A 24336-nucleotide genomic window follows, 5' to 3' on the forward strand; every position below is an offset into this window, starting at 1 on the left:
TCCGCCGGCTTCCACTCCGCCGCGAACGGTTTTGCCGACGCTCCATTCGTGGAGACCGGGACGCGGTGAGATCGAGCCGCGCGCAAAACTCGCGGCCGTCGAAGCTGTCGAGAAGTTGCTGCGTCGCCCTAACACGGTGGTCGAGGTGATCGACGCGCAGTACGGCGGACTGCTGGCCGACACGGCGAGCGTTCTAGTGCCTTGTCGTCAGCACTCCATCGTCGACGGCAAGGTGGTGACCGGCGGCACCACGGTCGACGTACGACTCTCAAGATCCGGCCAGGCGTGGCGCGTGACATCCATGCACCCCGCACGACCTGGCGTAGCGACCACACGGCTCTCCGCCGCGGCCAGTCAGGTGCTCGCCAGCGACCGCATCATCCTCCCGCCCGCCTCAGCAGCCGATATCCGCTCAGGAACCATCCAAGACACTGTCCTGACCGCGATGCTGACCCTCGCCGAGGACTACCAACTCGGCATCAGCGTCATCCGCTCCGGCCACCCCCTGAACGTATTCGGCACCTCCCGCCCCAGCGACCACCCACTAGGCCGAGCCTTCGACACCTGGCAGATCAACGGCCGCGCCGTAGTCGACCCCGCCACCCCTCGCAGCCTCATCACCAACTACATGCGAGCCACCGCCACCTCCGGCTCCCACAACGTAGGCGGCCCCTACCAACTCCCCGGCCCCACCTACTTCTCCGACCGCACCCACCACGACCACATCCACGCCGGCTACCGCACCTAGCCCCACCTCCCTCCGTTCATTCGCCCCGTTTTCACCCTCCTGTGCAGCGACCTGGTGACCGTTGGCGGCCATCGAGGGTGAAAAGGGGGCGAATGAACACAACGGATGGGGCGCGCTCACCATCGGCGAGGGAGCCGTGGCTGCGTCCCGAGGAGTTCACCGACGGCCAGCTCCAGAGCGGGATAGCGGCCCCACACATCCGGTCGTCTGACCGACAGGATGTGCCAGCCGACCTCGGCCAGCTCCTTTCGCCGGTCCTCATCGCGGTCCTCATCGCCCGGACGCGAGTGCCACTGGTCGCTGTCGTACTCCAGGCCCAGCCGACGTCCGTCCTCCATCGGATCCGGGTACCCCATATCGATCCTGAAGTCGCGGTGTCGTCCCTTGACAGGAATCTGTGCAACCGGTCTGCCGAACCCCGCGTCCAGCAGCCGTAGTCGTAGCCATGACTCACCCGGCGACTCGGTCAGCGGCTCGGCGTACCGGAGGACCTCGCGTGCCTGCACGATTCCCGGATGGTGCGGATATCTGGTTGTGGCGGCCCGCAGATCCAGGACATCCACGAACTGGGTGTGGAGCATCGAATCGATTGCTGACAACGCGAACGGGCGAGCAAGATGCCGGGCCAGGTGGATTGCTGTGGCTACCGGACTCGTGATCCGTAGGCTCGCGATCTCGACGATGTCGCCAGGCAACAGGTTCTGACTGTGTCCGGAGGAAATAGTCAGGCGAGACGCCCTGCGTTTCGGGGGTTGTACGCAGTCGATGGCAGGCAGCCTTTCGCGATCCCGCAGTGCCAACGCGTCGACGCCGTAGATCCAGGCGGCCGTCTCCCGGCAGACGACCACGTCGCACGGCGCGATCAGAGCCACCGCCGCGGCTCGAAGCTCGATGGTGTCCGGGACCAGGGCATCGACGTACACGCTCTTGACCAGGCGGCGGATCTGGCCGTCGCGGACCAGGCTAGCGAGTTTCCTGTCGGACCAGCCGTGGTCGTTGGCGAACTTGCGCGTGAACGGCCGGCCGTCGTAGTACAGCGGGCATGTCGTGGGAAGCATCCCCGCAGCATTGACGATAAGGCCGCATCAGCGCTGAACGTTATCCACAGGTGGTCAAAAGCAGGCGAATGATCACAGGGATGGGTCACCAACGACGGGGGAGGCTGGGCCAGATGCAGAGGAAGGCGCCTACCGCTAGCTCTAGGGCGGGGTAGGAGCCCCAGAGGTCTGTACGGCGTACGGGGATGATGTGCCAGCCGAGAGCGGCTAGTTCGGTACGGCGGGTTTCGTCGCGCGCTTGGTCGCGGTCGCGGGTATGCCAAAGATCGGAGTCGTACTCCAGGCCTAGGCGGCGATCGTCGATCGGGGTGGGGTAGGCGGCATCGATGCGGTAGTCGCGACTCGGACCCTTCACGCGGAACTGCAACTGGGGCTGACCAAACCCCGCGTCGATCAGCCGAAGCCGAAGCCACGACTCCCCGGGAGACTCGGCCCGCCGATCGGCATACTGGAGGATCTCGCTGGCCTGGCGAATACCGGGACGACCTTCGTGCTCTGCGGATGCTGCTCGGATCGCCCAGCGGTCGGCCTTGCCTGACCGCAGCAACGCGTCGACGGCCGACAGCGCGAAGGGGCGAGGTAGTTGCATCGCCAACTCCACGCCGGTGGCGATCGGGCTGATCACCCGCAGACCGCAAAGCTCCACGACCTCGGTCGCCTCCCGCGTCCACTGCACACGGACGGTGCTCGGGCCGAGCGCAGTCGTGTCGATGCCATGGAGCCAGGCAGCAGTTTCACCACACGCAACAGCACCGGCCGGGATCACGAGGGCAGCGGCGGACGCTCGGAGTTCAAGCGTGTCAGGCGTCTCGACGGCGACATACACGCCGTTCAGCAACTGGCGGATCTCGCCGGAAGCAAGTAGCCACTTGAGTTTGTTGCCCGCTTGGCGGCCGGTGAAGGGTAGCCCGCAGGAGAACGGTGGGAAGGACATCGGCACAGGATGTCCGAAAGCCCTCAGCCTGTGCTTTGCGTTGTCCACAGGCAACCCACCGGCAGCTCCAGATCACCAGCCGATCCACCACCCAGCGCCGACGCAGCCCAGGCCATCCGCGGGGGCAAAGGGAGACGCCCTTCCGGTGGTGGCTGGAAGGGCGTCTCGACGGCTCGCGGTTAGCTGAAGTCGGTTAGGGCGTTTTGGGCCTGGGTTAGCCATTCTCGGCGGGCGGCGATGGCTTCTCGGGCTTCGGTGGCCTTGCGGGTGTTGCCTTGGGCCTCGTGTTTGGCGGCTTGCTTTTCGAGGTCGGCGATCAGGGACTGGAGCTGCTTGACCGTGGCTTCGGCGCGGGCGCGGGCCTCGGGGTTGCTGCGGTTCCAGACCTCGTCCTCCGCCGACTTGACCGCTTGCTCGACGGCGCGCAGGCGGCCGTCGATGGTGCGCATCGAGTCGCGCGGGACCTTGCCGATCGCGTCCCAGCGGTCCAGCAGGTCGCGGAGCTGGTCGCGGGCGGCCTTGGCGTCGTTGACCGGCAGGATCGCTTCGATCTCGACCAGCAACGCTTCCTTGGCGGCCAGGTTGGTGACCTGCTCCTCGTTCTCCTCGGCCTGTACTGCGTCGCGCGCGCCGAAGAACGCGTCCTGGGCACTCCGGAATCGCGCCCACAGCTTGTCGTCGACCTCGCGCGGCGCCGGGCCGGCCGCCTTCCACTGCCGCATCAGGTCGCGGAAGCGGCCGGACGTCGGGCCCCAATCCGTGTTCGCCGACAGCCCTTCGGCCTCGGCCGCGAGCCGCTCCTTCACGACAGCGGCCTCGTCACGCTTGGAGGACAGCTCGGCGAAGTGCTGCTTGCGATGCCGGGTGTACGTCGTACGGGCGGAGGAGAAGCGATGCCACAGCTCGTCGTCGCTGGACTTGTCGAGCCGGGGGAGTGCCTTCCACTCGTCCAGCAGCTCGCGGAGCCGGGTGACGCCGTGCCGCCAGTCGGTGCCGGCGGCGATCGTCTCGGCCTCGGTCGCGATCTTGGTCTTCGCCTCGCGGGCTTCCTCGACCTTCGCGGCGCGCTCGGCCTTCTTCTTCTCGCGCTGCTGAGCGACCAGCGGAGTCAGCGCCTCCAGCCGGGTCCGCAACCCTTCCAGATCGCCGACGGCCTGCGCCTCGTCGATCGCGCTGGTCACCTTCTTCACCGCGGCCCGGGCGTCGTCGGGCGAGACGGTGCCCGCCTGGACCCGCTTCTCCAGCAGATCCACCTCGAACGCCAGGGCGTCGTACCGGCGGGTGTAGAAGGCGAGCGCCTCCTCAGGGTTGGCGTCCGGCCACTGACCGACCGCTCTCTCCCCGTCCTTGGTCCGTACGAAGACCGTTCCGTCGTCGGCTACCCGGCCCCAGCTTTCCTCGGCCACAACTCGCCCCTTCCGGCGGTATGTACTGCGCTCGTGCCCATTCTGGTCAGTCCCCGGTTCATCTGGGCAAACAGGGCCTACCTGGGCGCGTCGGGAACTGTCCCCACGCGTATCACTGAACAATCACAAACTCCCGGCCGCTACGCAACGGGGTTGCCATCACAATCGGGCAGAGAACAATCGAGCGGGGACAATCCAGTTAGTTCCTCGTACTGCGTGCCCGGTAGCCTTGACTGGTCCCGAACCGTTCCAGGAAGGTCTGCCGTGCTCATCGCCGGGTTCCCTGCGGGTCCGTGGGGTACGAACTGCTACGTCGTCGCCACCGGCCAGGGCGCGGAATGCATCGTCATCGACCCCGGAATGGACGCCACCGGCGGGGTCGAGCAGGTGGTCCGGGAGAACAAACTGAAGCCCGTCGCCGTCCTGCTCACGCACGGACACATCGACCACATGTTCTCCGTCCTGCCGGTCTGCGGCACGTATGACAGCACCGCCTGGATCCACCCCGACGACCGGCACCTGCTGGCCGACCCGATGGCCGGTATCAGCGCGGAGAGTGCGCGGATGCTGCTCGGCGGTGACCACTCGTTCGCGGAGCCGGACGACGTCCAGGAGCTGAAGGACGGCCAGCGGCTCGAGCTAGCGGGCCTGCAGTTCAGCGTCGACCACACGCCGGGGCACACCCGCGGCTCGGTCACCTTCACCACGCCGTACCTCGGGCCGGAGGACGTGCCCGCTGTGCTGTTCTCCGGTGACGTGTTGTTCGCCGGGTCGATCGGCCGGACGGATCTGCCCGGCGGCGACCATCCGGCCATGCTGCATACGTTGGCCACCAAGATCCTGCCGATGCGCGACGAGATCGTCGTCCTGCCGGGTCATGGTGGCCAGACCACGATCGGCCGGGAAAAGGCGACCAACCCTTACTTGCAGGACCTGGAGACATAGAAAAATGAGCAAGGCCCTATGAGCAGAATCAGCCCTATCAGTGGGTTCCCCGAGTTCCTCCCGTCGGACCGGATCGTCGAGCAGCACTTCCTCGACGTGATCCGGGAGACGTTCGAGCTGCACGGCTTCGCCTCGATCGAGACGCGCGCCGTCGAGCCGATCGAGCGGCTGTCGAACCAGGGCGAGGACGCGGACAAGGAGATCTACGCCGTACGCCGGCTGGGCGCCGCGGCGGACGAGAAGTCGGACCTCGGTCTGCACTTCGACCTGACCGTGCCGTTCGCGCGCTACGTACTGGAGAACGCCGGCAAGCTCGCGTTCCCGTTCCGCCGCTACCAGATCCAGAAGGTCTGGCGGGGCGAGCGTCCGCAGGAGGGCCGGTACCGCGAGTTCGCCCAGGCCGACATCGACATCGTCGGCGACGGCACGCTGCCGTTCCACTACGAGGTCGAGCTGCCACTGGTCATCGCCGACGCGTTCAGCAAGCTGCCGATTCCGCCGTTCCGGATCCAGGTCAACAACCGGCAGATCCCCGAGGGGTTCTACCGCGGTCTCGGCATCGAGGACGTCGCCTCCGTACTGCGGATCGTCGACAAGCTGGACAAGATCGGCCCGGACAAGGTCACCCAGCTGCTGACCGCTGAGGACGGCCCGGCGCTGTCGGCCGAGACAGCCAAGCAGGTACTGCGGCTGGCGGAGATCTCCAGCACCGACGCGTCGTTCGTCGAGCAGGTGCGGGCGCTCGGCGTCCAGCACGAGGTCCTCGACCAGGGCCTTGAGCGACTGGCCGAGATCATGAACGCCGCCAACGAGCACGCCCCCGGCCTGCTGGTCGCGGATCTGAAGATCGCTCGCGGCCTGGACTATTACACCGGCACCGTTTACGAGACGCAGCTGATCGGCCACGAGTCCTACGGCTCGATCTGCTCGGGCGGCCGCTACGACTCGCTGGCCAGCGACGGCAAGACGACGTACCCGGGCGTCGGCATCTCCATCGGGGTGTCGCGGTTGATCACCCGGTTGTTCAGCCAAGGGCTGGTCAAGGGCTCCCGCAGTACGCCGACCGCCGTACTGGTTGCCTTGAACAACGAAGACGAGCGCGCCGATGCGATGCGGACGGCGGCCGCGCTGCGGGGCCGGGGGATCCCGGTCGAGGTGGCTCCGGCGGCGGCGAAGTTCGGCAAGCAGATCAAGTTCGCCGATCGGCGTGGCATTCCGTTCGTGTGGTTCAGCGGCACAGCGGACGGTGCCTCCGGAGACACAGTGAAGGACATCAGGAGCGGCGAGCAGGTCCCGGCCGATCCGGCCACCTGGGCACCGCCCGCGCAGGACGTACGACCAAGCATCGAAACCCCTCAGGAGAACTCGTGATCCGTACCCATTCCGCCGGCTCGTTGCGGGCCGAGCACACCGGACAGACCGTCACGTTGGCGGGCTGGGTGGCGCGGCGGCGCGATCACGGCGGCGTGGCGTTCATCGACCTGCGCGACTCCAGCGGCACCGTCCAGGTCGTCATCCGGGACGAGGACGCCGCGCACGGGCTGCGCTCGGAGTACTGCCTGAAGATCGTCGGCACCGTCGCGGCACGCCCCGAGGGCAACGCGAACGCAGATCTGCCGACCGGTGAGGTCGAGATCATCACCGAGGAGATCGAGGTCCTCAGCGAGGCCGCGCCGCTGCCGTTCCCGGTTGAGGAGCACCACGCGACGCCGGTGAACGAGGAGGTCCGGCTCAAGTACCGGTACCTCGACCTGCGTCGTCAGGGCCCGGGGTCGGCGCTTCGCCTGCGCAGCAGGGTCAACAAGGCCGCTCGCAACGTGCTGGACAAGCACGACTTCGTGGAGATCGAGACGCCGACGCTGACCAAGTCGACGCCGGAAGGTGCTCGCGACTTCCTGGTACCGGCTCGCCTGCAGCCGGGATCGTGGTACGCGCTGCCGCAGTCGCCGCAGCTGTTCAAGCAGTTGCTGATGGTCGCCGGGATGGAGCGGTACTTCCAGATCGCCCGTTGCTACCGCGACGAGGACTTCCGCGCCGATCGGCAGCCGGAGTTCACCCAGCTCGACATCGAGATGAGCTTCGTCGACCAGGACGACATCATCGCGCTGTCCGAGGAGATCCTGGCCGAGCTGTGGAAGCTCGCCGGGCATGAGGTGCAGACGCCGATCCAGCGGATGACGTACGCCGAGGCGATGGCGCGGTTCGGCAGCGACAAGCCCGATCTGCGGATGGGCCTAGAGCTGGTGGAGTGCACGGAGTACTTCAAGAGCACGCCGTTCCGGGTGTTCCAGGCGCAGTACGTCGGCGCCGTCGTGATGCCGGGTGGCGCTGACCAGCCGCGCAAGCAGCTGGACGCGTGGCAGGACTGGGCCAAGCAGCGTGGTGCGCGTGGGCTGGCGTACGTGCTGGTCGGGCAGGACGGCGAGCTCGGCGGTCCGGTCGCCAAGAACCTGTCCGAGGAGGAGCGCGCCGGGCTGGCCGACCACGTCGGTGCGAAGCCGGGCGACTGCATCTTCTTCGCGGCCGGCGCGGTGAAGTCGTCGCGGGCGCTGCTGGGTGCGGCGCGGCTGGAGATCGGCCGGCGCGGTGGGCTGATCGACGAGTCGACCTGGTCGTTCGTGTGGGTGGTCGACGCGCCGCTGTTCGAGCCGGCTGATGAAGCCACTGCTGCTGGTGATGTCGCGGTCGGGTCGGGTGCGTGGACCGCGGTGCACCACGCGTTCACGTCGCCGAAGCCGGACTCGCTGGAGACATTCGACACGGATCCGGGGTCGGCGCTGGCCTACGCGTACGACATCGTCTGCAACGGCAACGAGATCGGTGGTGGGTCGATCCGTATCCACCGCGAGGACGTGCAGAAGCGCGTGTTCAAGGTGATGGGGCTGAGCGACGAGGAGGCGACCGAGAAGTTCGGCTTCCTGCTCGACGCGTTCAAGTTCGGCGCGCCGCCGCACGGCGGGATCGCGTTCGGCTGGGACCGGATCACCGCGCTGCTGGCCGGCACGGAGTCGATCCGCGACGTGATCGCCTTCCCGAAGTCCGGCGGCGGCTTCGACCCGCTGACCGCGGCCCCGGCCCCGATCACCCCGGCCCAACGCAAGGAAGCCGGCGTAGACGCCAAGCCGGAGCCCAAGGCATAGCCAAGGAACCCTCCGTTCATTCGCCCCCTTTTCACCCTTCCTGACCGCGGATTTGTCGCCTGACTGCCGCCACAGGGTGAAAAGGGGGCGAATGAACGCGGTGGGTGGGTTGTGTACTTGAGCAACGACTGCCTGCTGGTGGGAAAGTGACGAGGTAGTGACCGCTTGTAGGTAATTGGTCACGCACCTTCTGCTCCTCCTCCGCCCCGGGAGTTCTCATGTTCAAGCGTGTTCTCAGTGCTGCGCTGGCTTTGGCCGGTGTCGCCGCGGTGAGCTTGGTTGCCGCCACTCCGGCTCATGCCGCCACTTTCCGGACCACCGCCACCAACCTCAACATCCGCTCGGACGCCTACCTGTCCGCCTCCGTGATCAAGGTGCTCGCCGGGCCGACGTCGGTCGAGGTCGACTGTCAGCGTTCCGGCGACTCGGTCACCGTGCCTGGCCGGGCCGCGACCACCTGGTGGGCTCATCTGCCCGCTCACGGCGGCTACGCGACGGTCGGCTACATCGACACGACCGCCACCAAGCTCCCCGGCGTACCGGACTGTCCGCCGAATCCGGACCCGCCGGCCGCTGATGTCACCCTCGCCGACGTCCAGGCGATGTTCGGCAGCCGGATCGCCAACCCGTCGCTCGTCAACACCGGCCTGCCGTCGCTCAACCAGGCGATGCGCGACGCGAACATCACCACCGCCCGCCGCAAGGCCGCCTTCCTCGCCACCCTCGTGCACGAATCGCGCCTGGAGTACAACATCCGCGAGATCGGCGACACGCGACTGTACGGCGGCCGCGGCTACATCCAGCTCACCGGCGATTTCAACTACGGACCAGCCGGCCGGTACTTCGGTATCGACCTGCTCGGCAACCCAGAGCTAGCTCGCTCACTCCAGTGGAGCGCCCCGATCGCCCGCTGGTACTGGACGGTTGCCCGCAACATCAACCCGATGGCCGACGCCCTCAACATGGGCAAGGTCAACGCCGCGATCGGCTACCCGGCCGGCGCCGAGGACCAGCGTCGCTGCGACTCGTTCAAGAACGCCCTGCGCTACCTCACCGGCTCGGTCCCGTCCGGCATCATCTGCACCCGGCCGGCGGCGCTCAGCGGTGACACCAGCAGGCTCACCAAGGCCCAGTTCGAGGCACTCGACCGGGCTCCCGGCACGGTCGGCTGACCTGAGCCGATAACCGGGCAGCGCTAGCAGCAGTGCCGTGGCAGCTAACTACCACGGCACTGCGAGCTGGATGGAAAGGCTTGAGTCCCGCAGCCTTTGGGTGGAAAGTGACATCGTCGTGACAAGCGATCGTGAACTTTTCACGCCTTATACACGGCACCGTGCCCAATGCTCCGCTGCCCCGCCCCGGGAGTTGTCATGCTCAAGCGAAGATTCCTCACCGCCTTCCTAGCTCTGGCCGCGCTGATCGGCGGCGGCCTGGTGGCCGCCACCCCGGCGCACGCCGCCGTGTTCCAGACCTACGGCACCGGCGTGAACGTCCGCGCCGACGCCTTCCTGTCCTCACCCGTCGTCCGGACCCTGCCCGGTCCGGCCTCCATCGACGTGGACTGCCAGAAGTACGGCGACCTCGTCACCGTCGACGGCGGCTCCAGCAGATGGTGGGCGCACGTCCCGGCCCTCGGCGGCTACGTCACCGTCGCGTACGTCGCGATCCCCGAAGACAAGCTCCCCGGTGTCGCCGAATGCGGCGTCAACCCGCCAGGCCCCGACATCACTCTGGCCGACGTCCAGGCGATGTTCGGCAGCCGGATCGCCAACCCGTCACTCGTCCAGACCGGGCTCCCGTCGCTCAACCAGGCAATGCGAGACGCCAACATCAATACGCCGTACCGCAAAGCCGCCTTCCTGGCCACGCTGGTGCACGAGTCGCGGCTGGAGTACAACATCCGCGAGATCGGCGACACGCGACCGTACGGCGGCCGCGGCTACATCCAATTGACCGGCGACTTCAACTACGGACCAGCCGGCCGGTACTTCGGTATCGACCTGCTCGGCAACCCCGAACTGGCCCGGTCTCTGCAGTGGAGCGCACCGATCGCCCGCTGGTACTGGACGGTTGCCCGCAACATCAACCCGTTCGCTGACCAGCTCAACATGGGCAAGGTGAACGCCGCGATCGGCTACCCGGCCGGTGCCGAGGACGGTCGCCGTTGCGACTCGTTCAAGAACGCGATCCGGTACCTGACCGGCTCCGTCCCGGGCGGCATCATCTGCACCCGCTCGAAGATGCTCAGCGGTGACACCAGCAAGCTCACCCGGACCCAGTTCGACGCCCTCACCAAGGTGGGCGGCGGCCTCGGCTGACCCAACGACAAAGCCGGCCGGACACCACTCAGGTGTCCGGACGGCTCTTGAGTCTAGCCGTACTCGATATCGCTGAAGACCTCCCGGCCGTCGCGATCGAAGGCCCGGTAGTCCACCTCCAGAGCCCGAGGCTTGTGGACCGCCCCCGGCTGCGATGCCGTCACATACCCAGTCCGATCAGCCACCGGTACGCCGTACCAGGGCGACGCGCCGCCGGTCCACCGAATCCGTACCTCCACCAGTCGTGCGCCTGCTGCTGTCGCCGAACAGTCTCCGAGCTGGCCAGAGATTTGGCTCCTGCCGAAAGCCAGAAAGCTCGTAGGGTGTAGCCGTGGGTGAAGTCGGAGGCCGCGTCGCGATCGACCTGCTGCCGCATCTGCGGCGAGCGCGAGACCTTGCTGACCGCACCTTTGCGGAGCAGCTCGACCTGACCGCGTTGGCCGCGGCGGCCGGCGTTTCGAAGTACCACTTCCTGCGCTGTTTCGCCGCGGAGTACGGCGAGACGCCGATGCAGTACGTCGCCCGGCGCCGGATCGAGCGGGCCACCGATCTGCTGCGCGCGACCAACCTGACGGTCACCGAGGTCTGCCAACTGGTTGGTTACAGCAGTCTGGGGTCGTTCTCCCGGCGGTTCACCGAGCTGGTCGGGATGAGCCCGTCGGAGTACCAGCGAACCCAGACCGGCGCGCGCATCCCCGGCTGCTTCGTCTTCATGCTCGGCCTGAACTCCGCAATTCCGGCGAAGCCGCCACAGCCGGGCCCGCCTTACCGTCGTACCGACAGTTTCGACGAGGAGGAATCGTGATCAAGAACGTCAGCCTGGTGACCGTCTACGTGAACGACATCGACGAGGCAAAAGCCTTCTACACCGACAAGCTGGGCTTCGTCCTCGGTGAGGACCTCACCCTGAGCCCGGAGTTCCGCTGGTGCACCGTGCACCAGGCCGACCACCCCGAACTCCAGCTGGCGCTGATGCTGCCCGGCCCGCCGCTGGACCCGGAGTCGGCCGAAGCGATCCGGCGGATCATGGCGAAGGGGGCGATGCACGGCTTCGGCATCAACACCGACGACTGCCACAAGACCTTCGCCGAGCTGGTTGCCAAGGGCGTCGAGTACATCCAGGAGCCGGCCGACCGCCCGTACGGCGTTGAGGCGGTGCTGAGGGACAACTCCGGCAACTGGCTCGTCCTGGTCGAGCAGAAGGGCTACACCCAATCCGACTTCGACATGCCCTAGCCTCGCTGGATGATCATCTCGGTGGATCCGGCCGCATCCCGGCCGCCGTACGAGCAGGTGAAACAGCAGGTGGAGCAGTTGATCCGCCGTGGCGAGCTGGCGCAGGGGACGCGGTTGCCGACCGTGCGCCAGCTGGCCGGCGATCTCGGCCTGGCGGTCAACACTGTTGCCCGGGCGTACAAGGAACTCGAAGCCGACCGGCTGGTCGAGACCCGCGGGCGGAACGGCACCTTCGTGCTCGCTTCCCGTAGCCAGGTGGACGACGAGGAGACCCGGGCGGCCGCGACGATGCTTGCCCGGGCAGCGCGCCGGGCCGGGCTGAGCTTGGCCGAGGCCAGCCGGGTGCTCTCCGAAGCCTGGTGAACGGAAACGATTCCAAGCAATTTCCGGACAACGTTGTCCGAGGTATCGACACGCAGCGCGATGCTGGTTAATCTCCCCGTGACTTGACAGCGATGTCAGCGACTGGAGAGTGGTCACGATGGTGTCGAGACGGACGTTCCTGGCAGGCAGCGGCGTACTGACGGCGGGTGGTTTCGGGTTGCTACCCGGACTGCCCGCGGCCGCGACAGACAAGGCGACAGGCAGGCTGCTGCCTGCCTTCGGAAGACCGAACCACCTGCACTACGGCGATGTCAGCAAACTCAGCGGCGGCGACCAGACCCTGCTCACCACGTTGCAGGGCATCGTCAATCGCAGTCGCCCCGAGCTCTACTTCCTGTACGCCGATGGCGGCCCGCAAGGCGTCGACGCCCGCTGGCTCGCCGACACCCACCTGCCAACCACCCGGTACGCCGATCCGCTGGCGCTGCTGGCGAAGTACCGGCATCGGATCCGCGGCGCGATCATCCACGACCCAGCGGTGCCCGACTCGCTCAACGTCGCCACCACGTTGGCCGGGCTGGAGAACGCGGTGGTGGCGGACGCCGCACAGGCCAAAGCGCACGGGCTGCGCATCGTCCAGGACCTGCGCGGCAAGTTCGACGACGACCGGGTGAAGACCTACCGCTGGCAGCTGGAGAATCTCTTCCCGCGTTGCACCCGGCAACTGCTGGCCGGCCTGCCGCCGACGATGGTGGTGCAGGCGGAAGGGCTTACCTGGAAGGAGATCGCGCGCGAGACCCGGCAGATCCGCGACTCGTCGAACCGCGCCAGCTACCCGCTCGATGTCTCGCCGGGACTCGGCAAGGAGGCGGTGTACGTCCGCTTCCAGGACTCCTTCGGTGACGACGGCTGGGGTCCGTCGGTGGCCTCGGTGTCGGTCAAGGCCAACGGAGTCGAGATCGCGAACTTCCTCCCCGGGACACCGGCCGAGGAGCCGTACCTGTTCGACGGGCTGAACTCCTCGATCGGAGGTGAAGGGAACCGCTTCAGCGACGGGGGCGGCTACTTCATCTACAAGATCACGCCGCCGGCCGGGACCACCTCGCTCGTCGTGACGGTGGAGATGTGGAACCAGTACCTCGTCACGGTCACCGACACCGCGCCGACCCGGGTGGAGCCGTTCCCGTACTTTCGCGACTACGTGGTCGCGACCAAGGCGCTGGTGAGCTGGCTGCCGCCCAACGGGCCGACTGGTGAGCTGCTCAGGGAACACTTCGACCAGGTGGGACCGACGACGCCGTACGCGGGCTGGTTCTCGAACGACGTCGCGGGGGAGTGGAGCGGCGTCGACCTTGCCGCGCAGGGCGGTTCCGAAGTACTGCCGGCCGACTTCTACATGAACGGCACCGTGCACTCCGGAGTGACGGCGCCGATCTCCGACCGGGTGCCGAGGTTCACGAAGGTCCAGCCGAAGAACAAGGTCTATCTCACCCTGACCTTCGGCGAGGGCGACAACGTGCAGTACTGCCAGCGGCACATGCGCGACCTGTGGGACGACCCGCGACGCGGCGAGGCGCCGGTCAACTGGACCGTCAGCCCGCTGCTCGCCGATGTCGGTCCGGCCCTGCTGAGCCACTACCAACGCACAGCGACCAAGAACGACCTACTGATCTGCGGACCGTCCGGAGCGGGTTACACCTACCCCGGAGCCTGGCCGGCCGACCAGGTCGACGCCTACCTAAAGCTGTCCGGCCGCTACATGCGCAGTACGGGGATGGATCTCGTCTACGCGTACAACCATCGCGAGAACGACAAGTGGGTCCCGTTCCCGGAGGAGATCGGCCGCGGGTACGCCGACCACACTCCCGTCCGCGGCATCATCCAGTCCTGGGAGGCAGGCGACCTCCTGGTACGCCGGGGCGGCATCCCCGTCATCGGCAACTTCTCACCACCCGGCAAGGCCGCGGAGTACAAGGCCGCCCTCGACGCCCACATCGCCACCTGGGACGGCAAAGCCCCACTGTTCATCGCCGGCGGCATCAACGCCTGGTCATGGACGCCGACAGACGTTGCCCAGCTCGCAAAGCTCCTCACGGCGCCTTACGAACTCCTGCTGGGCAACGCCTTCTTCGACCTACTGAACCGCGTGCTCTAGAGGATCAGCGGAACAAGCGATCCGCGTCGCGGAGAGCGTTGGCGGCTACCTGACGGCCGAGGGTGACCCCGGCTGTGTCGGCAGTGCGCGTGTGGATGCCGGACCAGACCCGGGCGTCGACGTTCTCCGCGGTGAGTTGGTGCCAGTTCGTGTAGGTGCGGGTGACGCCTGGCGCGGTCGGGCTGGGGATCGTGTACGGCCTGCTTGTGTGCGCTCCGACGAGTGAGGTCAGCACCTGCTCGGCCGAACCGGCGTACGTGGTGTGGCCGCTCGGGTAGTCCGGGTGCGCAGGTGTGGTGTGCAGAGGCGTCCACTTCGCGTCGCTAGTCGTGCGGATGGCGGTGACCGGGCGCCAGAGCAGGTAGGCGTACTTCGCGTCCGACGTCGCGATCTGCGTGTCCACTGAAGCAACATGGAACAAAGCGACCAGCTTCACTCGGTCGGCGAGCGGCTTCCGTGCGGACTCCGCCAGCGCCAACCGCAGCGGAGCCGTGTAGAGCACGTACGACGAACCGAGCCAGAAGGTCGCCGTATCGGTCTGAGCGTGCGTCCTGGTCGTGCTGTCGACCGCGCCGTCTGCGCGCACCTCGGCCAGATCGCGTTGGTAGCGGTCCGAGCCGAGAGCAGGCGGCGGTCCGAGGCGGAACTCGTCGGCACTGCGCAGCAGGAACGGCTTGGCCAGGCGATTCCCGTACTGCGTCGCCGGGCTGAAGGCTGGTGGAGTCGGCTGCCAGACCCCGGGACTTGCCGCGGGCGGGGTGAATGGTGCATTGACCGAGGTCGGCTCCAACCCGTCGTCGGCACGGGCTGCCAGTACTGCCTTGGCCTGCTGTCGTCCCGCAGCGACGCCTGCGGCTTCGGCCGGTCCGTCAGTGATCCTGGCGAGGGTCGTGGTCAGTGCCTGGTCGACCTCCGTCTTCCGGGCCGGTACGAGTGTGGTCAGGGTTTCGTGGACCGCACCGGCGACCGCGGCCTCGCGATAGTCCTGCGGTCGCGGGATGGCCGGTGTGCGAAGCAGGGCGCGAGTGGCGGCAATCCAGCCGATCGCCCAGGTGCGGTTGTTGGTCACCTGGGTCGGCGCACCGGCAGCGGTGATGGTGTTCGCGGTGACGTCGTACCACTCCAGCGCGACGTCGACGGGTTGCCGGGTTGCTGACGCACTCGGCACGGCGAGGACGGCGGAGAAGGCGAGCGCGGGGGTGACCGCAAAGGCGAGGGCACGACGGATTGATCGTTGACGCATGAGACTCCTCGGAGAACGCAAGGATGAAGCGCAGGCAGAAAGCCTTACGCGGAAGGGGAAGGGCGTGACAGCCGGAAGATCAACAGCAGGCGCTGGCGATGCGCATGAGGTCGACGTGGCGTCGAGCCACCAGTCTGGTCTCTGCGCTCATGCGAAAGATGATGGCACGCCGAACCCCACCGCGAGAGCTTGTATTACTACTTGGACAGTAGACATTCAGCTGGACCTGGCGCCGACCGGCGACAGGTCCAGCTGAGGCTCTACTACCAGTGGTGCGCCACGTCGACGACGAGTCGGGTGGTGTTGGTGCCCGGGCCGGTCAGGGTGAAGGCCCGGAACGGCAGCCGAGCCCGGACGCCGAGCGCCAGAGTCGTCTGGCCTTCGAAGCTGCCGCCCCAGGCCACCTGACGGAAGGTGTCGTAGCCGGCGACGCTGGACAGCTCCCGCTGGTTCTTCATCCGGTACGTCGGCCGCCCGGCCGCGTCGTACGCCGGTGCGTGGACGATGATCTGGATGACTGCGCCGCCACGGGTACGGATCGGCGCGCCGGAGCCGTCCATGGTGGCGACCTTGACGTAGCTGATCTTGTAGCCGGTCGTTCGCTTGCCTGCCAGGTCGACGACGAGGCGGTCGTAGCAGCCGTGCCGGCCGGTGCGGACGTTCTTGACCGCGGCCACGCTCCACCTATTGCTTGCCTCGGGCAACGAGCCCCACGCTGTCGCGCAGCTGGTGGTCCGCTCGGCGGCCTGGGGCCGCGCCTGTGCCGGTACGGCGACCGCGGCGCCGGTTGCAAGGGTTGCGACCGCCACGGCAGCGAGCGTGCCGCGGACGGGATGACGAACGATGACGCTGAACCTACTCATGACGCTCTTCCCTTTCCGTGACTGTTGGGGGGCTCTGTTTGTTAGACGCACAAAAGGTGATGACGGTTGGCGCCGATCGGGAGAAGATGGCCGGTGATGACACCTGATGAGCTTCTCGACGTGTTTCACCGCCGGATCCGGTTGCCGGATGCCGACACCATCCCGGGCTGGAAGCAGGAGCTGGACGGGCTCGTGCACCGCTCGTACTTCGAAGGCGAGGGTGGCGGCGGGTTCGTCGAGACGCCGCGCGGGCTCGGCGACGACCCGGACGCGGTGATCGCCGGGCAGGTCGAGTTCTTCCGCGAACGCGGGCTGGAGTTCGAGTGGAAGACCTATGCGTACGACGAACCGGCGGACCTCGGCGAGCGGCTGATCCGGGCCGGGTTCGTCGCGCAGAAGCCGGAGACGCTGATCCTCGGCGAGGTGGACGCGATCCTGGCCCGGCCGGGTGCGCTGCCGTCGAAGGTGCGGATGCGGGACGTGGAGGATCCGGCCGACTTCCATCGGATCGCGGTCCTGATGGACTCGCTGTGGCACAACGGGCTGGAGCGGATCGAGGAGCGGCTCGCTGCCGAGCACCGGATGTTCCCGGACAGGCTGGTGGTCACGCTGATCGAGGACGCTTCGAAGGGGCCGGACGGGCCGGCGCTGACGGCGGCGTGGATCCGGTTCCACCCGGAGACCGGGTTCGCCAGCCTGTGGGGCGGCGGCACACTGCCGGAGTGGCGGCGACAGGGGCTGTACAGCGCGATCCTGGTCCATCGGGCGAAGATCGCGAAGGACCGCGGCTACGAGTTCCTCCGCGTCGACGCCTCCGAGGACTCCCGCCCCATCCTCCAGAAGGTCGGCCTCCATGCGGCCGCCATCACCACCGGGTACGAGTGGAAGCCCTGACACGCCCAACCCGATGAGCGGAACGACCTCCGCACGCTGTACGTTGCGGAGATCATGGCCATGAAACTGACCTCGCGCTTTCGCCGGCTGCTGCAGCGCCCCGGCTCGATCGACCTCGGCCCGTACGAGAAGCTGACCACTGCGGTCGGCGAGGCCGAGGAGTCGCTCAAGGAACTCACCGACCCCGAACTCACCGACGTCGTCACCGAGATGCGGACGACCGGTGGGCTCGACGAGGGCGACCAGATCGAGTTCCTCGCACTGGCCCGGGAGGCCGGTCTGCGGGCGATCGGCGAGCGGGCCTTCGACGGCCAGATCGTCGGTGCCCTCGCGCTGCTGCAGGGCCGGATCGTCGAGATGGCGACCGGTGAGGGCAAGACGCTGGCCGGTGCCTTCGCCGCCGCCGGGTACGCGATCGGCGGCCGGCGCGTCCAGGTGATGGCCGTCAACGACTACCTGGCCCAGCGCGACTCGGAGTGGATGGGCCCGGTCTACAAGCTGCTCGGCGTCACCGTCAGCCACATCGGCCAGGCGTCGACGCCGGAGGAGCGCCGCGAGGCGTACCAGGCCGACGTCTGCTACGCCCCGGTCAGCGAGCTCGGCTTCGACGTACTGCGTGACCGGCTGGTCGACGACCCCGCCGACCGAGTCACCGTCAAGCCCGACGTGGCGCTCGTCGACGAGGCCGACTCGGTGCTCATCGACGAGGCCCGGGTGCCGCTGGTCCTGGCCGGCGCGACCCGGACCGAGGAGCTCGACGACGACGTGGTCGCGCTGACCCGCACGCTGCGCGCCGGGCTCGACTACGAGATCGACGGTGACGGCCGGACGGTCGCCCTGACCGACAAGGGCACGGACAAGGTCGAGGAGCACCTCGGCGGCATCAACCTGTACGAGGACGAGAACCTCGACCGGCTGACCCAGATCAACGTCGCGCTGCACGCCGAAGTACTGCTGCGCAAGGACGTCGACTACCTGGTCCGCGACGGCAAGGTCAGCCTGATCAACAACAACCGCGGCCGGATCGCCAAGCTGCAGCGCTGGCCCGACGGTCTGCAGGCCGCGGTCGAGGCCAAGGAGGCCGTCCCGGTCAGCGACTCCGGTGAGGTGCTGGACAGCATCACCGTGCAGGCGCTGGTCAGCAGCTACCCGACACTGTGCGGCATGACCGGTACTGCGGTCGTCGTCGGCGAGCAGCTCCAGGAGTTCTACGACGTCGAGGTGGCGGTCGTCCCGCCGAACACGCCGAACATCCGCGTCGACGAGCAGGACCGGCTCTACCTGACCGTGGAGCAGAAGAACAAGGCGCTGGTCGAGCACATCGGCGAAGTCCACGAGACCGGGCGGCCGATCCTGATCGGCACGCACAGCGTGGAGGAGTCCGAGCAGCTGAGCGACCTGCTCGAGGCGGCCGAGGTGCCACACGTCGTACTGAACGCCAAGAACGACGCCGAGGAAGCCGCCATCGTGGCCGAGGCGGGTGTGCCGGAAACGGTGACCGTGTCCACGCAGATGGCCGGCCGTGGTACCGACATCCGGCTCGGTGGGCGGGACGAGTCACACGACAAGGACCGCGCGGTCGAGCTGGGCGGGCTGTACGTCATCGGTACCGGTCTGCACGCGTCCCGGCGGCTGGACGACCAGCTGCGCGGCCGCGCCGGGCGCCAGGGCGACCCGGGCGGCACACTGTTCTTCGCAAGCCTCGCGGACGAGCTGGTCACCCGGTACTCCGTGACGTCGGGCCTGCGGCCGTCGCCGGACTCGGAGGGGCGGCTGACCGACCGCAAGGCGATCGCGATGCTGGAGCACGCCCAGCGGGTGGCCGACGGCGCCAACGCCGAGCTGCACCGGACGACCTGGTCCTACCACCGGCTGACCGGGCAGCAGCGGGCCATCCTGCTCGACACCCGCGAGAAGGTCCTGACCGAGGACCTGGCCGCCGGGGAACTGGCCGAGCGGGCCAAGGAGCGGTACGACGAACTGGTCGAGGAGCTCGACGAGGACACGGTCAAGACGGCGGCACGGAAGATCGCGCTGCACCACCTGGACCGCAAGTGGACCGATCACCTCGCCTACCTGGCCGACCTGCGCGAGGGCATCCACCTGCGCTCGCTGGCCGGCGGGATCGTGCACCTGAAGCCGATCGACGAGTTCAACAAGTCGGCGATCGCGTCCTTCGACACGCTGATCGCGGACGCGTGGAAGGCAGCGGCCGAGACGTTCACGGAAGCCGAGATCACGGCCGACGGCCTGGACGAGGAGGCCTCCGGCGTACCGCGCCCGACGGCGACCTGGACGTACCTGGTCAACGACAACCCCTTCGGCACCGAAGCCGACCGAATCCTCGGCCGCCTCCGCAACGCCATCAAGCCCGAGTCAGTCGCCCAGTCCGAAGAAATCCCCACCGAAACCTTCGACCAGGACGACCTCCCCGAAGAACTCCGCGACCTCGACGAGGACAACCTCCCCGAGGAACTCCGCGAGCCCGACCCCGACGACCCCACGACCCCAAACCCCAAGGACTAAGCCCCGCCTTGGCGGGCTTAACCCCTCTAAACGGGGTTGGCCCCCTGGTCTAACAGGGAGCGAACCCCCTGGGGAGGGGCGAACCCCGTGGGGAGGGGTGGACCCCGTGGGGAGGGGCGAACCCCGCGGGGAGGGGCGAACCCCGTGGGGAGGGGCGAACCCCGCGGGGAGGGGTGGACCCCTCGTAGTGGGGTTCGCCCGCTGGTCCAGCAGGGGGTTAACCCCGCGAGGCGAGGTTGAGCCCGCGCTTCGTGCGCCGAGGTAGCCCGTTCTCGGGCTGCGCCCGGTCCGGGCTGAGCGGGGAGAGGGCGCGGGGAGGTGGGGTGTCGGTGGGGGCGGTTAGGGTCGTCGTGTGAGTGATGGGTTGTTTGAGCTGCCGGGTGGTCCTGTTCCCAGTCGTGGGGGTGGGAGTTTGGCTGATGCCGGGCATGCTTCGGCGCCGTTGGCGGTGCGGATGCGGCCGCGGAGTCTGGATGAGCTGGTCGGGCAGCAGCATCTGCTGGCTCCTGGGTCGCCGTTGCGGCGGCTGGTCGAGGGGGACCAGCCGATGTCGCTCCTGCTCTGGGGCCCGCCGGGCACCGGGAAGACGACGATCGCGGCTGTCGTGTCGCATGCGACCAATCGCAGGTTCGTCGAGCTGTCCGCTGTCACCGCGGGCGTGAAAGACGTCCGGCAGGTCATCGACGGCGCCCGCCGCGACCTCGCCCGCCCCGGGAACACCGTCGAGACCGTCCTCTTCATCGACGAGGTGCACCGCTTCACCAAAGCTCAGCAGGACGCGCTCCTGCCCGGCGTGGAGAACCGCTGGGTGACCCTCGTCGCGGCGACCACCGAGAACCCGTTCTTCTCCGTGATCTCGCCGCTCCTGTCCCGCTCGCTGCTGCTCACCCTCGAGTCGCTGACCGACGACGACATCGCCGTACTGCTCGAGCGGGCACTGACCGACGAGCGCGGGCTGAACGACCAGTACCGGCTCGACGACGATGCGAAGGACCATCTGCTCCGGATGGCCGGTGGCGACGCCCGCCGGGCCCTCACGTACCTCGAGGCCGCCGCGGGTGGCGCGCGGGCCAAGGATCCTTCCGCCGAGCTCGCCGTGATCGACCTCAAGACGCTGGAGACCGCTGTCGACCGGGCGGCCGTTCGGTACGACCGGGCCGGCGACCAGCACTACGATGTCGCGTCCGCGCTGATCAAGTCGATTCGCGGGTCGGACGTCGACGCCGCGATGCATTATCTGGCCCGGATGATCGAGGCCGGTGAGGATCCGCGCTTCATCGCCCGCCGGCTGGTCATCTCGGCCAGCGAGGACGTCGGGATGGGGGACCCGGCCGCGCTGGGCGTCGCCGTCGCGGCCGCCGACGCGGTGCAACTGATCGGCATGCCCGAGGCCAGGATCAACCTCGCCCAGGCCGTCGTCGCGCTCGCGCTCGCGCCGAAGTCCAACGCGGTGATCATGGCGATCGACGCCGCGATCGCCGATGTCAGAGCCGGCAAGGTCGGACCGGTCCCGCCGCATCTGCGCGACGCGCACTATGCGGGCGCGAAGAAGATCGGCCACGGCTCGTCGTACCAGTACTCGCACAACGACCCGCGCGGCGTGGTGGCTCAGCAGTACGCGCCGGACGTCGTCGACAAGGTCGACTACTACCAGCCGACCCGGCGCGGCGGCGAGACGGCGTACGCCGAGGCGCTGACCAAGATCCGCGAGATCCTCCGGAAGCGCTGACGCACCCCGCCAATAAACCGGCTAATTCCGCTCGCAATTCCGTTGGAATTGTCCCGGGAAATACCACCTGCGCAACAATTGCCCAGGTTCGATCGGCAACGAGACGCCGGCGTGTCGAATATTTCGTGACCGGCCTGTGACTCCTAGCCGCCCAGGGTTGCCGATGAGAAACGCCCGGTAGGTAAAGGCGAACTGGCCGAAGTCGTGGTGAACAGTTCGAATCCCACCCAAAGGGAAGGCCCGTTGGCCCTTGCGGCTGCCCGCCTAACTGTGATTTTCTGGAGTCGTCCGGTTACCCAACGAGTTCACATCAGGTGAGCCGACGTAGACCTGTACGTGGTCTAAAAGTCGGCCTATTGTTTCGTTGTCGGTTCAATCGACATTTGCTGACCGGGGGGTCGGTCAGGGGGTCAGCGGGGGCTGAGGTCACCGCTGATTGTCAGGGTCAGGGGTGGTCTCACTATGGGGGTTTTCCGGCAATGACGAATGCTACTGGTCTGCGCGTCGGCGTGGTTGGCTGCGGTTATTGGGGATCGAAACACATCAGGGTTCTGCACTCGCTGGAGTCGGTCGCCACGATTGCGGTGATCGACCCGAATCCGGACCGTGCGTTGCAGTTGTCCCGCAACTACCCGGCGCTGGAGGCGTACAAGGATCTGGACGAGGCGCTGCCGCACGTCGACGCGGTGATCATCGCGACGCCGCCGAGCACGCACAAACCGCTGGCACTGAAGGCGATCGCGGCCGGCCGGCACGTGATGGTGGAGAAGCCACTGGCGACCACCGCCGCGGACGCCCGGGACATGATCGAGGCGGCGAAGGCGAAGGACGTCGTCCTGATGGTCGGCCACACCTTCGAGTACCACTCGGCGGTCTGGCAGCTGCGCGAGATGGTCCAGAAGAAGGAACTCGGCGACCTCTACTACCTGGACACCGCCCGGCTCAACCTCGGTCTGTATCAGCACGACTGCAACGTGTTGTTCGACCTGGCACCGCACGACGTGTCGATCCTGAACTACGTGCTCGGCGCGACGCCGGTCAGCGTTCAGTGCTGGTCGTCGCACCACGCGAACTCCAGGCTCGAGGACGTCGGCTACCTGCGGCTGCACTACAAGGACCCGGACGTGACCGCCAACGTCCACGTCAGCTGGCTCGACCCGTGCAAGGTCCGCCGGGTCACCATGGTCGGCAGCCAGAAGATGGTGATCTTCAACGACCTCGCGTCGGAGGAGCGGATCAAGATCCACGACAAGGGTGTCTCGCAGGCGCCCCAGCTCGGCGAGGACCTGACCCAGCCGCCGATGTCCTACCGGTACGGCGATGTGGTGTCTCCGCACCTGGTGATGAACGAGCCGCTGCTGGTCGAGGACGAGCACTTCACCGACTGCGTGATCAGCGGGATGACCCCACTGACGGGTGGGGCGAACGGGCTGGCCGTGGTCGAGGTACTCGAGGCCGCGCAGCTGTCGGCCATCGAGGGTCGCGAGGTGCTGATCGAGGAGATCCGCGGATCCGAGCAGCCCAAGATCGTGCTGGAGAGCATCACCCACCAGAACCCGGTAGGTGACCTGCGGTGAGCACCAGTGTCACGGCCGGCCGGGACGTTCCGGTGCGGCCTTCCGAACCCGTACCCTTCCTGGACATCTCAGGCGCGACCGAGGACGTCGCGGCCGAGGTGCGCCTCGGCTGGGACGAGCTGCTGCGCAACGGCCAGTACGTCGGCGGTACGGCGGTCACTCGCTTCGAGCAGGAGTGGGCGGAGTACTGCGGTACGGACTTCGCCGTCGGTGTTGCCAACGGCACCGATGCGCTGCACCTGGCGATGCGTGCCCTGGGCATCGGTCCCGGCGACGAGGTGATCGTGCCCGCGAACACCTTCGTCGCCACGGCCGAGGCCGTTGTCCTGGCCGGCGCGGTACCGCGGTTCGCCGATGTCGATGACAGCACCTTGCTGCTCACACCCGAGACGCTCAAGGCCGCGGTCACCCCGGCCACCAAGGCAGTCGCCGTGGTTCATCTCTACGGTCAGCTACCGGACATGACGGCGATCTCGCAGATGTGCGAGAGCCTCGGCCTGATCCTGATCGAGGACGCCGCGCAGGCCCAGGGCGCGACCTGGGCGGGTCGCCGGGCCGGATCCTTCGGCGCGGTCGGCTGCTTCAGCTTCTACCCGGGCAAGAACCTCGGCGCCTTCGGTGACGCGGGCGCGGTGGTCACCTCGGATGCCGCGCTCAACAAGCTGATGCTGTCGATCCGCGACCACGGCCGGATGCAGAGCGCCGACGGCCACCACTCGCACGGAGTACTGGGGATGAACAGCCGGCTGGACGGGGTCCAGGCGGTGGTGCTGTCCGCGAAGCTGCGGCACCTCGACGAGTGGAACAAGAAGCGGCGCGAGCTGATGGCGACGTACCGGGAACTGATCGACCCGGAGCGGGCCAAGCTGGTCGAGGAACTGGCCGACGGCGTCGGAGTCCATCACCTGGCCGTCGTCCAGGTCGACCAGCGCGATCGAGTCCGTGAGCTGCTCAAAGAGCGGGGAATCGGCACCGGGATCCACTACCCGGTTCCCTGCCACCTGATGGGGCCCTACGCGCAGTACGCCGATGGGCCACTGCCGGTGACCGAGACAGCTGCCCACCGTCAACTGTCGCTGCCGATGTTCCCGCATCTGAGGCAGGACGACGCGCGCCGGGCCGCCGAGGCCCTGAACGCCGTACTGACGGAGCTGGACCGATGAGCAACTACCCGGAGCTTGGGGCGGGTGTCACGATGGAGGTAGCGGGATGAGTCTCCTCCGCGGTAGCCGGGCAACCC

Annotated in this window: 22 protein-coding genes; 15 read left to right on the forward strand and 7 right to left on the reverse strand. The window is 67.7% G+C overall.

All coding sequences use genetic code 11. From position 1 onward, the window contains the following. Positions 1-115: 115 nt before the first annotated feature. The gene (locus A3ES_RS51250; protein ID WP_202806505.1) at positions 116-748 is read left to right on the forward strand and encodes a hypothetical protein; all 633 of its coding nucleotides are present in this window, start codon (positions 116-118) and stop codon (positions 746-748) included. Positions 749-864: 116 nt separating this feature from the next. On the opposite strand, the gene A3ES_RS0114245 is transcribed toward A3ES_RS51250, so the two are convergent. The 3 genes from A3ES_RS0114245 to A3ES_RS0114255 all read right to left on the reverse strand — a co-directional run bounded on the left by A3ES_RS0114245 (position 865) and on the right by A3ES_RS0114255 (position 4146). Continuing rightward, positions 865-1806 (reverse strand): hypothetical protein, encoded by a 942-nt coding sequence (locus tag A3ES_RS0114245; protein ID WP_020387502.1) that lies wholly within the window; start codon positions 1804-1806, stop codon positions 865-867. An 85-nt stretch (positions 1807-1891) separates the two neighbouring features. Then, a complete protein-coding gene (locus A3ES_RS0114250) occupies positions 1892-2740 on the reverse strand; it encodes a hypothetical protein (protein WP_020387503.1) in 849 nt (282 codons plus the stop codon). A gap of 179 nt (positions 2741-2919) precedes the next feature. Further along, positions 2920-4146 carry a DUF349 domain-containing protein gene (locus A3ES_RS0114255; protein WP_020387504.1) on the reverse strand — a complete coding sequence of 409 codons (1227 nt, stop codon included), beginning with the start codon at positions 4144-4146 and terminating at the stop codon, positions 2920-2922. Between the two features lie 264 nt (positions 4147-4410). On the opposite strand from A3ES_RS0114255, the gene A3ES_RS0114260 reads away from it, so the two are divergent. The 5 genes from A3ES_RS0114260 to A3ES_RS0114280 all read left to right on the forward strand — a co-directional run bounded on the left by A3ES_RS0114260 (position 4411) and on the right by A3ES_RS0114280 (position 10549). Then, entirely contained in the window at positions 4411-5091 is a 681-nt protein-coding gene (locus A3ES_RS0114260; RefSeq protein WP_020387505.1) for an MBL fold metallo-hydrolase, read from the forward strand. A gap of 18 nt (positions 5092-5109) precedes the next feature. After that, positions 5110-6462, forward strand: coding sequence for a histidine--tRNA ligase (gene hisS / locus A3ES_RS0114265; RefSeq protein ID WP_020387506.1), 1353 nt, complete (start codon positions 5110-5112; stop codon positions 6460-6462). Continuing rightward, complete coding sequence (gene aspS, locus A3ES_RS0114270) at positions 6459-8231, forward strand: aspartate--tRNA ligase (RefSeq protein WP_020387507.1); 1773 nt, start codon at positions 6459-6461, stop codon at positions 8229-8231. Before hisS ends, aspS begins: the two co-directional genes overlap by 4 nt. A 218-nt stretch (positions 8232-8449) precedes the next feature. After that, entirely contained in the window at positions 8450-9403 is a 954-nt protein-coding gene (locus A3ES_RS0114275) for a glycoside hydrolase family 19 protein (RefSeq protein WP_020387508.1), read from the forward strand. Positions 9404-9601: 198 nt separating this feature from the next. Beyond that, positions 9602-10549 (forward strand): glycoside hydrolase family 19 protein, encoded by a 948-nt coding sequence (locus A3ES_RS0114280; protein WP_020387509.1) that lies wholly within the window; start codon positions 9602-9604, stop codon positions 10547-10549. Between the two features lie 53 nt (positions 10550-10602). Here the strand turns inward: A3ES_RS0114280 and A3ES_RS55035 are convergent, their stop codons facing one another. Continuing rightward, a complete protein-coding gene (locus A3ES_RS55035; RefSeq protein ID WP_020387510.1) occupies positions 10603-10788 on the reverse strand; it encodes a hypothetical protein in 186 nt (61 codons plus the stop codon). A gap of 92 nt (positions 10789-10880) precedes the next feature. Between A3ES_RS55035 and A3ES_RS0114290 the strand changes: the two genes are divergently transcribed. The 4 genes from A3ES_RS0114290 (at position 10881) to A3ES_RS0114305 (ending at position 14264) form a co-directional block, all read left to right on the forward strand. Continuing rightward, entirely contained in the window at positions 10881-11354 is a 474-nt protein-coding gene (locus tag A3ES_RS0114290; protein ID WP_020387511.1) for a helix-turn-helix transcriptional regulator, read from the forward strand. Then, on the forward strand, positions 11351-11785 hold the full coding sequence (locus A3ES_RS0114295) for a VOC family protein (protein ID WP_020387512.1): 435 nt from the start codon (positions 11351-11353) through the stop codon (positions 11783-11785). Before A3ES_RS0114290 ends, A3ES_RS0114295 begins: the two co-directional genes overlap by 4 nt. 9 nt (positions 11786-11794) lie before the next feature. Further along, positions 11795-12148: a GntR family transcriptional regulator gene (locus A3ES_RS0114300; RefSeq protein WP_026162858.1), complete on the forward strand. Its 354-nt coding sequence runs from the start codon at positions 11795-11797 to the stop codon at positions 12146-12148. Between the two features lie 118 nt (positions 12149-12266). Beyond that, positions 12267-14264 (forward strand): GxGYxYP domain-containing protein, encoded by a 1998-nt coding sequence (locus tag A3ES_RS0114305; RefSeq protein ID WP_020387514.1) that lies wholly within the window; start codon positions 12267-12269, stop codon positions 14262-14264. 4 nt (positions 14265-14268) lie between these two features. Here A3ES_RS0114305 and A3ES_RS0114310 read toward each other — a convergent pair whose 3' ends face one another. The 3 genes from A3ES_RS0114310 to A3ES_RS0114315 form a co-directional block, all read right to left on the reverse strand. After that, on the reverse strand, positions 14269-15507 hold the full coding sequence (locus A3ES_RS0114310; protein ID WP_020387515.1) for a vanadium-dependent haloperoxidase: 1239 nt from the start codon (positions 15505-15507) through the stop codon (positions 14269-14271). Between the two features lie 79 nt (positions 15508-15586). Continuing rightward, the gene (locus A3ES_RS57045) at positions 15587-15658 is read right to left on the reverse strand and encodes a putative leader peptide (protein WP_420323140.1); all 72 of its coding nucleotides are present in this window, start codon (positions 15656-15658) and stop codon (positions 15587-15589) included. Between the two features lie 112 nt (positions 15659-15770). Further along, entirely contained in the window at positions 15771-16370 is a 600-nt protein-coding gene (locus A3ES_RS0114315) for an AMIN-like domain-containing (lipo)protein (protein ID WP_020387516.1), read from the reverse strand. Positions 16371-16466: 96 nt separating this feature from the next. Here A3ES_RS0114315 and A3ES_RS0114320 point away from each other — a divergent pair, with 96 nt between their 5' ends. From A3ES_RS0114320 to A3ES_RS0114340, 5 genes are all read left to right on the forward strand, one after another. Next, positions 16467-17264 (forward strand): GNAT family N-acetyltransferase, encoded by a 798-nt coding sequence (locus A3ES_RS0114320; protein WP_020387517.1) that lies wholly within the window; start codon positions 16467-16469, stop codon positions 17262-17264. 60 nt (positions 17265-17324) lie between these two features. Further along, positions 17325-19790 (forward strand): accessory Sec system translocase SecA2, encoded by a 2466-nt coding sequence (secA2, locus tag A3ES_RS0114325; RefSeq protein ID WP_020387518.1) that lies wholly within the window; start codon positions 17325-17327, stop codon positions 19788-19790. A gap of 352 nt (positions 19791-20142) precedes the next feature. Further along, positions 20143-21519, forward strand: coding sequence for a replication-associated recombination protein A (locus A3ES_RS0114330; protein ID WP_026162861.1), 1377 nt, complete (start codon positions 20143-20145; stop codon positions 21517-21519). Between the two features lie 479 nt (positions 21520-21998). Continuing rightward, positions 21999-23096: a Gfo/Idh/MocA family protein gene (locus A3ES_RS47185; protein ID WP_040454674.1), complete on the forward strand. Its 1098-nt coding sequence runs from the start codon at positions 21999-22001 to the stop codon at positions 23094-23096. Next, on the forward strand, positions 23093-24259 hold the full coding sequence (locus A3ES_RS0114340; protein ID WP_020387521.1) for a DegT/DnrJ/EryC1/StrS family aminotransferase: 1167 nt from the start codon (positions 23093-23095) through the stop codon (positions 24257-24259). The genes A3ES_RS47185 and A3ES_RS0114340 overlap by 4 nt, the downstream gene beginning before the upstream one ends. Positions 24260-24336 lie beyond the last annotated feature (77 nt).

Source organism: Kribbella catacumbae DSM 19601 (assembly GCF_000372465.1).
In the GTDB taxonomy this organism is placed as follows: Bacteria; Actinomycetota; Actinomycetes; order Propionibacteriales; family Kribbellaceae; genus Kribbella; species Kribbella catacumbae.

Coding starts and splice junctions, on each gene's coding strand:
- A3ES_RS0114300 (WP_026162858.1), top strand. CDS start 11,795: ATGATCATCTCGGTGGATCCGGCCGCATCCCGGCCGCCGTACGAGCAG.
- A3ES_RS0114310 (WP_020387515.1), bottom strand. CDS start 15,507: ATGCGTCAACGATCAATCCGTCGTGCCCTCGCCTTTGCGGTCACCCCC.
- A3ES_RS0114315 (WP_020387516.1), bottom strand. CDS start 16,370: ATGAGTAGGTTCAGCGTCATCGTTCGTCATCCCGTCCGCGGCACGCTC.
- secA2 (WP_020387518.1), top strand. CDS start 17,325: ATGAAACTGACCTCGCGCTTTCGCCGGCTGCTGCAGCGCCCCGGCTCG.
- A3ES_RS0114320 (WP_020387517.1), top strand. CDS start 16,467: ATGACACCTGATGAGCTTCTCGACGTGTTTCACCGCCGGATCCGGTTG.
- A3ES_RS47185 (WP_040454674.1), top strand. CDS start 21,999: ATGACGAATGCTACTGGTCTGCGCGTCGGCGTGGTTGGCTGCGGTTAT.
- A3ES_RS0114305 (WP_020387514.1), top strand. CDS start 12,267: ATGGTGTCGAGACGGACGTTCCTGGCAGGCAGCGGCGTACTGACGGCG.
- A3ES_RS0114245 (WP_020387502.1), bottom strand. CDS start 1,806: ATGCTTCCCACGACATGCCCGCTGTACTACGACGGCCGGCCGTTCACG.
- hisS (WP_020387506.1), top strand. CDS start 5,110: ATGAGCAGAATCAGCCCTATCAGTGGGTTCCCCGAGTTCCTCCCGTCG.
- A3ES_RS0114250 (WP_020387503.1), bottom strand. CDS start 2,740: ATGTCCTTCCCACCGTTCTCCTGCGGGCTACCCTTCACCGGCCGCCAA.
- A3ES_RS0114275 (WP_020387508.1), top strand. CDS start 8,450: ATGTTCAAGCGTGTTCTCAGTGCTGCGCTGGCTTTGGCCGGTGTCGCC.
- A3ES_RS0114280 (WP_020387509.1), top strand. CDS start 9,602: ATGCTCAAGCGAAGATTCCTCACCGCCTTCCTAGCTCTGGCCGCGCTG.